Here is a 12,508-nt window from a genome sequence, read left to right as displayed (position 1 = left end):
CGGCTTGCCGGCTCGTCAAGTCTGGTCGGCGGGCCGGGGGCGACCGAGCGGTTCGGTCCGCGGGCGGCGGGCCGGGCGAAGTGTCTCTTGTTTCCGTCGGCCGCTGCGCCGATGATCCGTTCCACGCGGGCGCCGGCCGCGGCGGGTGGCCGGCCGTGACGAAGGGCGGGCCACGGCATGGGCGCACGGTTCGAGGGACAGCGGGTGCTCGTGACGGGCGCGTCCTCCGGGATCGGCGCCGCGACCGCAAGCGCGTTCGCCCGCGAGGGCGCGGTGGTCGGGCTGTGCGCGCGCCGGACCGATCGGCTGGCGCGGGCGCTGGCCGACCTTCGCGAGGACAGCCCCGACTCGCGGATGTGGCCGTTGGACCTGGCCGAGTTGGAGGCCCTCCCGGACTTCGCGGCGACGGTGGAGCGGGAACTCGGCGGGGTGGACATCCTGGTGAACAACGCCGGCATCCCCAAGCGGCGGCGCAGCGCGACGTTGTCCGGAGAGGATCTGCGCGAGGTGATGACGGTCAACTACGAGGCGCCGGTCCGGCTGACCGCCGCGCTGCTGCCCGCGATGCTGGCCCGCGGCACCGGACACGTGGTCAACGTGTCGTCGATGGGCGTGCACATGTTCAGCTACGGCGTCGGCGCCTACGCGGCATCCAAGGCGGCCCTCGAACTGTGGACCGAGGCGCTCTATCTGGAACTGGCCGGCACCGGCGTGGCCGCGCACCTGTTCGTGCCCGGTACCACGCTCACCGAGTTCAGCACCGACCGTGAGGGCAACGACCCGCCGTTCCCGGCCGACCCGAGGAGCGCCGCGACGCCGGAGCTGGTGGCCGCCGCACTCCTGGACTGCGTGGGCGACGACGCGTTCGTGACCTACGCCACCGCCGGGGACGCCGAGACGGCGCGGACCAAGAACGCCGACCCGAACGCCTTCCTGCGCGCGATGCGCGACCGTCTGACACCGCGCTGACCGGGGGACCGGAGACACGTCCCAGGCACGCGCTACCCGGGTTCGTCGGTGGTGCCGTGCTCGCGCCAGGGGTAACCGTGCGCCCGGAACGCCCGGGCCACCGTACGTCGTCCGACCCGCGGCAGGCCGCCGCCGAGCGGGTGGGCGTCGTGGTCGAACAGGACCACCCGCTTGCCGTCGAGCCGGACCGCGCCTATCCCGGTCCGCTCGATCGTGGTGGTCCGGTCGTTGTGCTCGAGCAGGACCCGGGTGTCGGTGAGGGTGAAGCGGGTCGACTCCGCGACGGCGACGAACGCGACGCCCAGGCCCAGGATCAAGCCGAGGACCGCGCCGACGGCGACCTGCGACGGCTGCTCCGCCGTGCCGACGAGGCGCACGACCGAGCGCATCGGCAGGATCGGCAGTTCGAGCGCCAACCGGGCCAGCGGCGGCAGTACGAACCCGAGCAACAGTCCGAGCGCCGGTAGCCCGCCGAAGATCACCACCCGATCCGCGCGCGAGTAACCCAGGACCGTGTGCCTCTCGGCGGCCTGCGCCGCCCACCCGCCCGTGTGGGCGGATCGCTCCTCGGCCATGGCGTGCCCTTCCCTTCCCCCGCGGTGGGCGGCCGGATCGGTCCGCCTCCACCTCGATGCTAGGGAGACCCGGTAGGCGCCCGCAGCGGCCGAAGGTCGATCACGCACAGACTTACGTCGAGCCCGCCGAGCCGAACCGCCGCGCGTGTCGCCCGGCGGCCCCGCGCCGAGCGGTGTGCGGCGGGCGTGGGTAGGCCGATCGGCTCGGCTCCGGCGGCCCGACTACTCCGCCACGGTCAGCACGATCTTTCCCGAGGTGCGACCGCTCTCGCCCAGTTCGTGCGCCTTGCCCGCCTGCTCCAGCGGCAGTACCGCGTCGATCACCGGCCGCAGCAGACCCGCCTCGACCAGCGCCGCGATCTCCTTGAGCCCACCCTGATCCGGCTCCACGATGGTGAACCCCGAGCGCAGCCCCGCCGCCTCCGCGACCGGCACCAGGTCCACCTCCGCCGGCGACGCCAGCGAGACCACCAAGCCGCCCGGCCGCAACGTGCGCAGCGAGCGCGGCCCGTACTCGCCGCCGATCGTGTCCAGCACCACGTCCACGTCGCGTACCGTCTCGGCGAAGTCGACGGCCGTGTAGTCGATCACCTCGTCCGCGCCGAGCCCGCGCACCAACTCGTGCTTGGCCGCGCGAGCGGTGCCGATCACGTACGCGCCGCGCGCCTTGGCGATCTGCACCGCGAGGTGGCCCACGCCACCCGCCGCGGCGTGGATCAGCACCCGTTGACCGGGGCGTACCTCGGCCGCGTCCACCAGCGACTGCCACGCGGTGAGCGCGGCCAGCGGCAGCGCCGCGGCCTGCACGTGCGACAGGCCGGCCGGCTTGCGGGCCAGGTGGCGCGCCGGTGACGTGACGAACTCGGCGTAGGCACCGGCCGGCAGCGGCAGTCGGGGCATCCCGAACACCTCGTCGCCGGGCCGGAAGACGCTGACGCCCAGGCCGACCTGCTCGACCACGCCCGACACGTCCCAGCCCAGCGGAACGGGAGTGTCGCCGATCAGCCCGCCGCTCGCCCGGTGCCAGTAGTCGGTCGGGTTCACCCCGGCCGCGTGCACCCGGACCAGGACCTCGGCCGGCCCGGGCGCCGGGCGCTCCACCTCGACCACCCTCAGCACCTCGGGTCCGCCCAGCGTCTCCTGCCGAATGGCGCGCATCGTCATCGCAATCCCCTGCCCGTGTTCGGGTCGATCCTCGTGCCCGGCGCGGTGACCGGGACCGTTCGCCGGTGCTCGGCGCCCGGCGTGGGACCAACTCTGTCGGGGCGGCCCGACCCCATCGAGTGGCCCGATAGCCATTATGTGCAAGGATCGGGCCATGCATCGCGTCGTGGTCCTGGCTCTGGAGAACGTCTATCCCTTCGAACTGGGCATCCCCGTCCGGATCTTCGGCACCGCCACCGGCGCCGACGGGGAACCGCTGTACGAGGTGATCACGTGCAGCCTCGACGGCCGACCGGTGCGCACCAGCGCCGACTTCACCATCGCCGTCGAGCACGGCATCGAGGCACTGGCGACCGCCGACACACTGGTCCTACCGCCCTTCGTGTGCGGCGTGGACGAGAACGACGAACCGGACTGGCTCCCCGAACCGCTGGCCGGGGCCCTGGCCGGGCTGCGCCCGGGAGCGCGGATCGTGTCCATCTGCACCGCGTCCTACGTGCTCGCCGCGGCCGGCCTGCTGGACGGCCGCCCGGCGACCACGCACTGGAACGAGGCCGACCAGTTCCGCAAGCGTTTCCCCCGGGTCGACCTCGACCCGGACGTGCTGTTCGTCGACGACGGCGACATCCTCACCGCCGCCGGCGTGGTCGCCGGCATCGACCTGTGCATGCACCTGCTGCGCCGCGACCACGGCAGCGAGGTGGCCAACCGGGTCGCGCGGCGCTGCGTGGTGCCACCGTGGCGCGAGGGCGGCCAGGCGCAGTTCATCGAACGCCCGGTGCCGGAGCCGTCCTCGGCGGCCACCTCGGCGACCCGGGAATGGGCGCTCGAACACCTGCACCGCCCTTTGTCGTTGGCCGAGTTGGCCGACCACGCGCGGATGAGCGTACGCACCTTCACCCGGCGTTTCCGGGACGAGGTGGGCATGACGCCGGGCCAGTGGTTGACCCGGCAACGCGTCGAGCACGCGCGGCGGCTCCTGGAGACCACCGACCTGACCGTGGACCGGATCGCCGACCGGGCCGGCTTCGGCACCGGCGCCTCGCTGCGTCAACACCTGGTCGCCACCATCGGGGTGCCACCGATGACCTACCGCCAGACCTTCCGCACCCACGACCGGGCGCCCGCCGATCAGGTGCCCGCACGCGGGTGAGGGACGGTCCGCCCGCGTCGCCCCGGCCACGAGCGGGGCGGTCGGGGCGTCCTTCCGACGGGTGACCGGGATCAAGTCGGCCGACCGGGCGGCCGATACCTCCGACAACGTGCCCACGCTCCGGAGGAGATCCACTCGTGCCGTCGCCGTCCCGTGTCGCCGCCTCCCTCGCCGCCGCCGCGACCCTCGCGCTCGCGGGGATCGCCGCGCCCTCGGCCGCGGCGCCCGCGGGCGATTACGCGGCACTGGGCGACTCGTACAGCTCGGGCGTCGGCGCGGGCGACTACTCCGCGGGCGGCGGCGATTGCAAGCGCAGCGCGAACGCGTACCCCGCACTGTGGCAACGGGCGCACGCGGCGGTCGCGTTCGACTTCGTCGCGTGCTCCGGGGCGACCACGGCGGAAGTGCGCGCACGGCAACTGTCCGTGCTGGACGGTGATACCACGCTCGTGACGATCAGCGCGGGCGGCAACGACGTCGGCTTCGCCGAGACGATCAAGACCTGTGTCCTGGGCGGGGACCGGGACTGCTCGGACGCGGTGGCCCGGTCGATGGCCTACACGCGCGACCGGCTGCCCGCGGACCTGGACGACACCTACGCGCGGATCCACCGGCAGGCGCCGAACGCACGGCTCGTGGTGCTGGGCTATCCGCGCCTGTTCGAACTCGGCACCTGTGTCCTGGGGTTGAGCGAGGGCAAGCGACGCGCGCTGGACCAGGCGGCCGACACGTTGGTGGAGACCACGGCGGGTCGCGCGGCGGCCGGCGGCGCCGATTTCGCGGACGTCCGGGATCGGTTCGCGGGGCACGGGGTGTGCGGCGCGCAGGAGTGGCTGCACGGGCTGACGTTGCCGGTCGACGAGTCGTACCACCCGACCGTCACGGGCCAATCCCGGGGATACCTCCCGAGTCTGGTGGCGATCACCGGCTGAGTGTCCCGGTGGATCGCTCCGAGCCCGCGGCCAACACCTCGCCGAGGGCGGTGTGTTGGTAGTGCACCGAGCGGCCCACCCGGATGCCGGTGATCAGATCGGCGCGGCGCAGCACGGCCAGGTGGTCGCCGACCGTTCCCAGGCCGAGGCCGAGCCGGGCCGCGAGTTGGGTGGTGGTGGCCCGGGTGGCCAGCGCGCGCAGGATCATCGCCCGCGTGGTGCCCAGCAGATCGGCCAGCGCGGCGTCGTCGGCGCGGGCCGGAGCACCCAGGAGTTCGGCCACGCCGCGCGCCGGATACACGATGGCGTACGGCCACGGCGGCTCCACGTAGGCGATGAACGCGCCGAACGCCGACGGGACGAACAGCAGCCCGGCGCCGTCGAGCCGCACCGTGTCGGCCGCGTGCCGGGTCACCTCGATCACGCCCTCGTCGCGCCACCGCAGCCGCGGCGACAGATCGCTCAGCGCCGCGCCCCAGCCGTACGCCGCCAACCGCCCGGCGGTACGCACCAGATCGCGCTCCAACACCGCGCGCAGCGCCGGCCACCGCGGCTCCAGCAACGTGGCCCACGCGGCCTCGATCGCGTCCGCCAACCGGGCGACCACGTCGGGGGAGTCGAGCAGCGCCCGGACCGCGGCCGAGGGCGGGCGCAACCCCTCCAGGTTGCGCGCGATCTCGCCGTGGGCGCGGGCCGCCGACGTGGCCCGCACCGCGGCGAGCTCGTCTCCGATCCCGGCCGGTGTCCCCGAAGGCGGCGGGTGCAGGAAGTCCGCGTTGTAGGCGCCGCGCCGGTACAGCGACGTCATCGCCGCGACCGCGGGCAGCTCCCGCCGCAGTTGCTCGTACGCCGGCCGCAGCCGCTCGATCCACGGCCGCAGCGGCCCGGCCTGATGGTTTCCCGACAACGTCCGCAGCACCATCACCGTCTCGCCCAGCGGGGAGATGCCGAACCTGCTGTGGGCCACGTCGGCCGGCCCGACCTCGATCCTGAGCATGCGTGGCCTCCCACCCGGCAGCCTGCCAGGTTTCGGTGCTGCCCGAAAGGTTGGCCGGCGCGCGGCGTGGCGCGGCACGCTCGCCCCATGATCGGCGACGACGTCAAACCGGCGACCTATCGCGAGGTCTTCGCGGTGGGCGCCTTCCGGGTGCTGTTCGGTTCCTATGTCCTGCTGCTGATCGGCGACACCGTGCGGATGCTCGCGCTCGCGGTGCTCGTCTACGAACGGACCGGGTCGCCGGCGCTGTCCGCGCTCGCGTACGTCGCCGGGTTCGTTCCGCAGGCGTTCGGCGGCGCGCTGCTGCTCTCGCTCACCGACCGGGTGCCGGTGCGCGCGGCGATGGCCGGGTACGACCTGATCCGCTGCGCGCTCGCGCTGGTGCTCGCGCTCGACGTACTGCCGGTGTGGACGGTCCTGTTGCTGCTCGCGAGCGTCGGACTGGTCAGCCCGATCGCGGGCGCCGCCCGACAGCGCACGCTGCCCGAACTGCTGCACGGCGACGCCTACGTGCTGGGACGCTCGGTGTTCGGGATGACCGCCGGCGCGATGCAGGTGCTCGGCTTCGCGGTCGGCGGCCTGCTGCTCGCGCTGGCCGGGTCGAGCGGCGCGCTGCTGTTCGCGGCGGCGACCGCGTTGGCGTCCGCCGTGGTCGTGCGCCTGGGCCTGGCGCCGGGGCCGCGCACCGAACGCACCGGGTCGACCCGGGCCGAGGGCACGGTGCGCGCCACGCTGCGGGTCAATCGCGAACTGCTCGGCGATCGCACGGTGCGCGGCCTGCTGCTGGCCCAGTGGATCCCGGCCAACCTGGCCGTCGCCGCCGAGGGCGTGGTCGTCCCGTACTCCCCCGGTCACGCCGGAGTCCTGTACGGCTCGGCCGCCACCGGGATGTTGCTCGGCGACCTGGTGGTGGGGCGCTTCGTACGCCCGGCCCACCGCGAACGCCTGGCGCTGTGGCTCGCCCTGCAACTCGGCGTCCCGCTGCTGTTCTTCGCCGCGGGCCCGCCGCTGTGGGTCGGCGCCGGCCTGTTCGTCCTGTCCAGCGCGGGTCTGTCCTACCAACTCGGCCTGCAACGCCGCTTCCTGGAGGCCGTCCCGAAGGCCGGCACCGGCCAGGCGCTGGGTCTGGCGATGACCGGCACGATGACCTTCCAGGGCCTCACGATGGCGGGCGCCGGAGCACTGGCCGGGGTGCTGGAGCCGGCTCATGTGATCGCGCTGGTCGGGGCGGCGTCGATGGTCGGCACGCTGGCGATTCACCGGGTGCTGTTGCCGGACCGGGTCGCGCGGGCGGTGGTACCGGCTCCGGTGGCCGAACCGGGTCGGGTGGCCTGACCCGGAGCCCACTCCCGATCGGGTCCGGGTCGATGACGATCCCGGATCCGGGCTTCGGCGGGGGCCCGGTACGGCTGCGGCGTCCGGGGGCGGCGTGGGAGGTGGCCGTTCTGGGAACCCCGGAGGGGTTCCGGGAGGGTGGAAATCCGGAGGGTTCGGGAGGGCGCGATCGTGCTCGGCGCATCGGTCCGACATTCTGTGCGCCGGGATGTCGAGAACCGTCGGCCGGCTCCGACCCGGTTGCGAGTGGCCCGCCGGGGGGATTCGGGAGACCGATCCCGAGCACCCCCGATCGGGCCACTCGCAACCGGATCGGACCGAGCGGGGGCGCGGACCGCGTGGATCGTGTGCACCGTGTGGGCCGACCCGAACAGACCAGAGCGACCAGGAGGCACCCGATGAAGTTCATGCTGCTGATCCACAACCGCCCGGGATTCGTGGAGGAACTCTCCGAGGCGGAGCGCACCGAGTTGTTCGGCGAGGTCGACGCCCTGATGGCGGAGCTCACCGCGTCCGGGGAACTGCTCGGCGGCGAGGCGCTCGCCGATCCCGCGCAGACCCGGACGGTCCGGGTCCGTGACGGTGTACCGGCGGTCACCGACGGCCCGTTCGTCGAGGCCAAGGAGCACTTCGCCGGCTATCTGCTGGTCGAGTGCGAGAGTACCGAGCGAGCCGTCGAGATCGCCGCACGCTGGCCGGACGCCCGGTACTGGGCGATGGAGGTACGCCCGGTGATGACGGATTCCGGGACGGAGATGTGAGCCCGGACGCGCACGTCGAGGGCCTGCTGCGGGAACTGACCCCGCAGGTCCTCGGCGTGCTCGTCCGCCGGCACGGCCAGTTCGACGCCTGCGAGGACGCGGTCCAGGAGGCGCTGCTGGCCGCCACCGTGCAGTGGCCCGTGGAGGGGATCCCGGACAGTCCGTGGGGCTGGCTGCTCACCGTGGCCGACCGGCGGCTGATCGACCACTGGCGCAGCGAGCGGGCGCGGCGCAACCGCGAGGAGCGGCTCGCCGCGCGGGCCCCGGCCGACGAACACGTCTCGCCCGCGCCCGACGAGGACGCGCCCGGCAACCGCGACGACACGCTGACCCTGCTGTTCCTGTGTTGTCACCCCGCGCTGACGGGCGCCTCGCAGGTCGCCTTGACGCTGCGCGCGGTCGGCGGCCTGACCACCGCGCAGATCGCCGACGCGTTCTTGGTGCCCGAGGCCACCATGGCGCAGCGGATCAGTCGGGCCAAACAGCGGATCAAGGCCGCCGGCGGTCGGTTCGGCGGTGCGGTCGGGCCCGAGTCGATCGAGCGCCTGGGCGCGGTGCTGCACGTGCTCTATCTGATCTTCAACGAGGGCTACACCGCCGGCTCGGGCCCCGATCTGCTGCGCACCGACCTGACCGCCGAGGCGATCCGGCTGACCCGCGCGGTGCGCCGGTTGCGGCCGGACGACGGCGAGGTGTCCGGCTTGCTCGCGCTGATGTTGCTGACCGACGCCCGCCGGGCCGCGCGTACCGCCCGGGACGGCGGACTGATCCCGCTGGCCGAGCAGGACCGGAGCCGCTGGAACGCGGAGGCGATCCGCGAGGGCACCGAGTTGGTCACCGACGCGCTCACCTGGGGCCCGCCGGGGCCGTACCAGGTGCAGGCCGCGATCGCCGCGGTGCACGCCGAGGCGGCGCACGCCGACGCCACGGACTGGCCGCAGATCCTCGCGCTGTACCGCCTGCTCGCGCACCTGTCGCCGGGCCCGATGGTCACCCTCAACCAGAGCGTCGCGGCGGCGATGGCGCACGGCCCCCGAGCCGGCCTGGATCTGCTCGACACACTGGCCGATGACGAGCGGATGACCGGGCACCACCGTTTCTGGGCGGTCCGCGGCCATCTGCTCGAACTGGCGGGCGAGGGCGAAGCGGCCCGGGAGGCGTACCGTACGGCGGCCCGCCGGACCACCAGCCTGCCGGAGCGGCGCTACCTGGAGATACGCGCGGCGCGGGTGACCGGCGAGGGGTGAACCGGTGCCCGGTGGGGTGCCCGGGCACGGGGCACCTTCGCCCGCCCGTGTGCCCGTGCGCCCCGTGTGCCCCGTGCGCACGGAGTCTCGAAAACTCTTCACGGGAATCCGCCGGGAGGTGTCGAGGAGCGCGGGCCGGCTCCGACCTCCCCGTGAGAACACCGAAGACCGACACTGTCAGGAGCCCGACATGCGCAAGATCCTCTATATGGTCCACCAGTCGCTCGACGGTTACATCGAGGGCCCCGAGGGCGAATTCGACTGGCCGGTGATGGGCCCGGAGCTGTCCGACTTCGGGCAGACACTGAACGCGGGGGTCGACACGTTCCTGTACGGACGGGTCGTGTGGGAGATGATGGCCGGCTACTGGCCGATCGTCGAGACGATCTCCACCGACCCGCACGACCTGCGGTTCGCGCCGGTCTGGCGGGCGACCCGGAAGGTCGTCGTCTCGGCCACGCTGGAGCGGGCCGAGTGGGGCGCCGAGGTGATCGGCGCGAACCTCGCCGAGGACATCGCCGCGCTCAAGCAGGAGCCCGGCAAGGACATCCTGCTCACCGGCGGGGCCGGACTGGCCAACGCGCTCACCGGGCTCGGCCAGATCGACGAATACCTGATCTTCGTGCACCCGGTGATCCTCGGCGGCGGCAAGCCGGTCTTCCGAGCCGACGAGACCCGGCACCCGTTGGCGCTGGTCGAGTCGCGGACCTTCGACGCGCGCACCGTCCTGCTGCGCTACGAACGAGTGGGCGAGTAGCGGTCGTTCCCGTCTCGGCGGCGGCCCCGGGCGGTTCGGCCGGGACCCGGCAGCCGGCGGGCCGCCCTCAGCCCGGGAGTTTGCCGGCCGCGCGATCGGCGAGCCAGCCGTGCAAGGCGGTTCGGGCCTCGGCGGCGTCCTGTTCGGTCAACGGGCGGGACTGGTGCGTGATTTCCAGGTGCACGCCGTTGGGGTCGAAGCAGTACACCGAGTACCAGACGCCTTCGTGGTCGATCGGGCCTCGGACCTCGACCCCGTGTCGACGGATCTGCTCGGCCATCGCGTCGACTTCGGCGACGGAGTCCACGGCGAGCGCGACGTGCCGGGTCCACCATTCGAGACCGTCGGGCACGGGCGCGTACGCCTTCGCCACGTCGAAGAACGCGATGCACTCACCGCTCGCGAGCGCGTAGAAGACGTGCAGGAAGGGTGCGGTGACCTCGCCGCTGCTGGTGGTCCGGGACTCCTCGCGGACCGCGCCCACGAGCTCGGCGCCGACCGCCTCGGTCCAGAAGCGGTGCGTCGCGACCAGATCGCGGGTCTGGTAGGCGAGGTGGTTCAGCGCTACCGGTACGGCCATGCCGTGCTCCTGTTCGCCCGACGGTGAGCAACTTCGGTGCACCATGCACGATATCGAGAACACGGCCGTCCCGACACCGCGTCGACGACGAAAGTGGCGCGACCACCGACGACCGACTCCTCGGCCCCGTCGACACCGGCCACCCGAGCGGCGGCGGCCGGCAGTCGTCCTCGCGTCCCCTCCCCGCGGTCTCGACGAAGGCAGCGACCGGCCGGCCGACGTCCTGCGCACCGCGGGTCTGCGACCCGGGGACCTCGCGGGCTGTAGGGCCGGGCCCGAGAGTGAGGTGGCCGCGGGACGCGCGCCGGCTCGGCCCACCGGCGTCGCGATACGACTCGTACGCCCGAGGGAAGCCGGGATCCCGCCGGCGCCACCGCCCCCGCTCCCGCCACGGTTTCCGCCCCCGCCCTTCGAGCTGTGGCGTCACACGGGGTCGTCTCGCGGACGCCGCGAGACGACCCCGATGGGGCGCGGCACCGGGGCGGGCGTGTGTGCGAACCCTCGCCCGTCACGATCACGCCGCGCGCCGCATCCGCCCTTCGGGTCCTTCGCCGGGTTCGCTCGTTGCGCGGGGCCCGACCGGAGGTCGAGACGCGCCGTAGCCTGCGGTTGTGATGACGACCTCCTCGATTCTCGGACAGTTCGATCTCTGCGCGGACGAGGCGGAGTTCCCCGATCTCGACAACGGCTACTACTACCCGGTCGACGTGCGGATCAGCCTGTTCGGCGACACCACGCGCTGGGCGATGGTCGCGGAATTGCTGGGCTACGACCCACGCGGTGGCAATCTCACCGACGTCATGCACCGCTTCGGCAACTGCCTGACGCGCGGCGAACCCGGCTTCGGCGATTTCCTGGCACGGGTGGACAACATGGATGAGATCGATCCCGACGGCGCCGAGGTCTATGCGGGCGGAGTGCCGGTGGTGGTCCGTGGCACCGCGTTGGCGGTCGGCGCCCATGCCGGGGCCGGTACCCCGCTGCAGGACGTGTTCCGTTCACTGGCGCCGGCCAACAAGGGGCTCCTGCTCGCCGACGAGACCGAGTTGCGGGCCGACATTCCCTCCGACCTGCCGGAGTTGCTCCGGCTGGACGAGTGGAATCAACCGGAGGACTTCGGGGACGTCCCGCCCGGCCGGCACGAGACCTTCCGGATGATCGCCGACGTGCTGGACTCCGGGGACCCGACCCGATACCGGCCGACTCTTCCGGCGAACACCCACTGGTCCTGTTGGCCGTACGCCGGAACCCTGTAGCCGCCGCACGGCCGGTCTCCGCACAACCGCCCCACGCCCTTCGGCGCCGCGAGTTCGCGCCACCGGCTACCCGCCGCCCGCCATCGGCCACCGGTCGGCGGTGGATCGGGGGGAGGCGCCGGCGCGTGGTTGTTGCACCCCTGGGTAGGTTTCGATCATGACTGCCTCAGCCGCCCGCCCGACACCGGGTCAGGATTCCGGCGGCCCCCGACCACCCGCCGGGACCGGCCCGTTGGCCCCACGTCTGGCCTGGGCCGGAATCGCGCTACCCGTCTTCATCGTGGCCGCCACGCTGTGCGCCGTGGCGGCCGACATCGACTTGGCCGCCGCCCGAGCGTTGTGGATCCTTGCCGCCGCCCTCTGCGCGACCGCGGCCCTGATCGCCTGGGCCGACATCCTGGTCGTCGTACATCGCCGCCGCCCGGTCCCCCGATCCACCACGTCCGGCCCGCCGACCGAGAACACCGGACCCGCCTCGAGGGCAGACCGAGCATGACCACCGCGGTTCGAATCGAGGAGACGGCTCACCCGGGGCGCGTCCGACGGGGCGGCGGGCAACTTTGCTGTGGTCAGCCGTGTGGTTGTGGGCCCGCACGGTTGGCGCGGTGGGTCGCTACGCGTACTCGGGTGGCGCAGCGGGTGGTGCAGTAGCGCTGGGGGGATCGGCGGCCGGTGTCGATGAAGTAGTCGGCGCATTCGGGCGCGGCGCATTGGCCCCACGCGGCGTGACGACACGTACTGGCCACCCCCAACCACTGACCCCGCGGGAACCGCCACGCCCA

Annotated in this window: 14 protein-coding genes; 9 read left to right on the top strand and 5 right to left on the bottom strand. The window is 73.2% G+C overall.

The genetic code is table 11. The features are described from left to right. Nucleotides 1-177 precede the first annotated feature (177 nt). On the top strand, nucleotides 178-969 hold the full coding sequence (locus OG948_RS44980; RefSeq protein WP_331770788.1) for an SDR family oxidoreductase: 792 nt from the start codon (nucleotides 178-180) through the stop codon (nucleotides 967-969). A 32-nt stretch (nucleotides 970-1,001) separates the two neighbouring features. Here the strand turns inward: OG948_RS44980 and OG948_RS44975 are convergent, their stop codons facing one another. Together OG948_RS44975 and OG948_RS44970 are read right to left on the bottom strand one after the other, a co-directional pair. Continuing rightward, a complete protein-coding gene (locus OG948_RS44975; RefSeq protein WP_331770787.1) occupies nucleotides 1,002-1,544 on the bottom strand; it encodes a hypothetical protein in 543 nt (180 codons plus the stop codon). A gap of 222 nt (nucleotides 1,545-1,766) precedes the next feature. Then, nucleotides 1,767-2,702, bottom strand: coding sequence for an NADP-dependent oxidoreductase (locus OG948_RS44970; protein WP_331773512.1), 936 nt, complete (start codon nucleotides 2,700-2,702; stop codon nucleotides 1,767-1,769). A gap of 160 nt (nucleotides 2,703-2,862) precedes the next feature. Here OG948_RS44970 and OG948_RS44965 point away from each other — a divergent pair, with 160 nt between their 5' ends. Both OG948_RS44965 and OG948_RS44960 read left to right on the top strand, forming a co-directional pair. After that, nucleotides 2,863-3,861, top strand: a complete 999-nt coding sequence (locus OG948_RS44965) for a helix-turn-helix domain-containing protein (RefSeq protein ID WP_331770786.1) — start codon at nucleotides 2,863-2,865, stop codon at nucleotides 3,859-3,861. Nucleotides 3,862-3,998: 137 nt separating this feature from the next. Next, entirely contained in the window at nucleotides 3,999-4,793 is a 795-nt protein-coding gene (locus tag OG948_RS44960) for an SGNH/GDSL hydrolase family protein (protein WP_331770785.1), read from the top strand. Here the strand turns inward: OG948_RS44960 and OG948_RS44955 are convergent. Beyond that, nucleotides 4,783-5,790 carry a DUF5937 family protein gene (locus OG948_RS44955; RefSeq protein WP_331770784.1) on the bottom strand — a complete coding sequence of 336 codons (1,008 nt, stop codon included), beginning with the start codon at nucleotides 5,788-5,790 and terminating at the stop codon, nucleotides 4,783-4,785. The two genes, OG948_RS44960 and OG948_RS44955, sit on opposite strands and share 11 nt — an antisense overlap. Nucleotides 5,791-5,877: 87 nt before the next feature. Between OG948_RS44955 and OG948_RS44950 the strand changes: the two genes are divergently transcribed. The 4 genes from OG948_RS44950 (at nucleotide 5,878) to OG948_RS44935 (ending at nucleotide 9,890) form a co-directional block, all read left to right on the top strand. Then, complete coding sequence (locus tag OG948_RS44950; protein WP_331770783.1) at nucleotides 5,878-7,125, top strand: MFS transporter; 1,248 nt, start codon at nucleotides 5,878-5,880, stop codon at nucleotides 7,123-7,125. Nucleotides 7,126-7,523: 398 nt separating this feature from the next. After that, on the top strand, nucleotides 7,524-7,886 hold the full coding sequence (locus OG948_RS44945; RefSeq protein ID WP_331770782.1) for a YciI family protein: 363 nt from the start codon (nucleotides 7,524-7,526) through the stop codon (nucleotides 7,884-7,886). Further along, a complete protein-coding gene (locus tag OG948_RS44940) occupies nucleotides 7,883-9,133 on the top strand; it encodes a DUF6596 domain-containing protein (RefSeq protein WP_331770781.1) in 1,251 nt (416 codons plus the stop codon). The genes OG948_RS44945 and OG948_RS44940 overlap by 4 nt, the downstream gene beginning before the upstream one ends. A 190-nt stretch (nucleotides 9,134-9,323) precedes the next feature. After that, complete coding sequence (locus OG948_RS44935) at nucleotides 9,324-9,890, top strand: dihydrofolate reductase family protein (RefSeq protein WP_331770780.1); 567 nt, start codon at nucleotides 9,324-9,326, stop codon at nucleotides 9,888-9,890. A gap of 67 nt (nucleotides 9,891-9,957) precedes the next feature. On the opposite strand, the gene OG948_RS44930 is transcribed toward OG948_RS44935, so the two are convergent. Continuing rightward, a complete protein-coding gene (locus OG948_RS44930; protein ID WP_331770779.1) occupies nucleotides 9,958-10,470 on the bottom strand; it encodes a VOC family protein in 513 nt (170 codons plus the stop codon). A gap of 614 nt (nucleotides 10,471-11,084) precedes the next feature. On the opposite strand from OG948_RS44930, the gene OG948_RS44925 reads away from it, so the two are divergent. Both OG948_RS44925 and OG948_RS44920 read left to right on the top strand, forming a co-directional pair. Continuing rightward, nucleotides 11,085-11,726: a DUF7003 family protein gene (locus tag OG948_RS44925; RefSeq protein ID WP_331770778.1), complete on the top strand. Its 642-nt coding sequence runs from the start codon at nucleotides 11,085-11,087 to the stop codon at nucleotides 11,724-11,726. Nucleotides 11,727-11,883: 157 nt separating this feature from the next. Next, nucleotides 11,884-12,222, top strand: a complete 339-nt coding sequence (locus OG948_RS44920) for a hypothetical protein (protein ID WP_331770777.1) — start codon at nucleotides 11,884-11,886, stop codon at nucleotides 12,220-12,222. A gap of 73 nt (nucleotides 12,223-12,295) precedes the next feature. Here the strand turns inward: OG948_RS44920 and OG948_RS44915 are convergent, their stop codons facing one another. Beyond that, nucleotides 12,296-12,472, bottom strand: a complete 177-nt coding sequence (locus tag OG948_RS44915; RefSeq protein WP_331770776.1) for a CGNR zinc finger domain-containing protein — start codon at nucleotides 12,470-12,472, stop codon at nucleotides 12,296-12,298. Between the last annotated feature and the right edge of the window lie 36 nt (nucleotides 12,473-12,508).

Source organism: Embleya sp. NBC_00888 (assembly GCF_045207655.1).
Classification (GTDB): domain Bacteria; phylum Actinomycetota; class Actinomycetes; order Streptomycetales; family Streptomycetaceae; genus Embleya.
The sequence above is the reverse complement of the archived record's forward strand: the minus strand, read 5'-3'. Positions and strand labels throughout refer to the sequence as shown.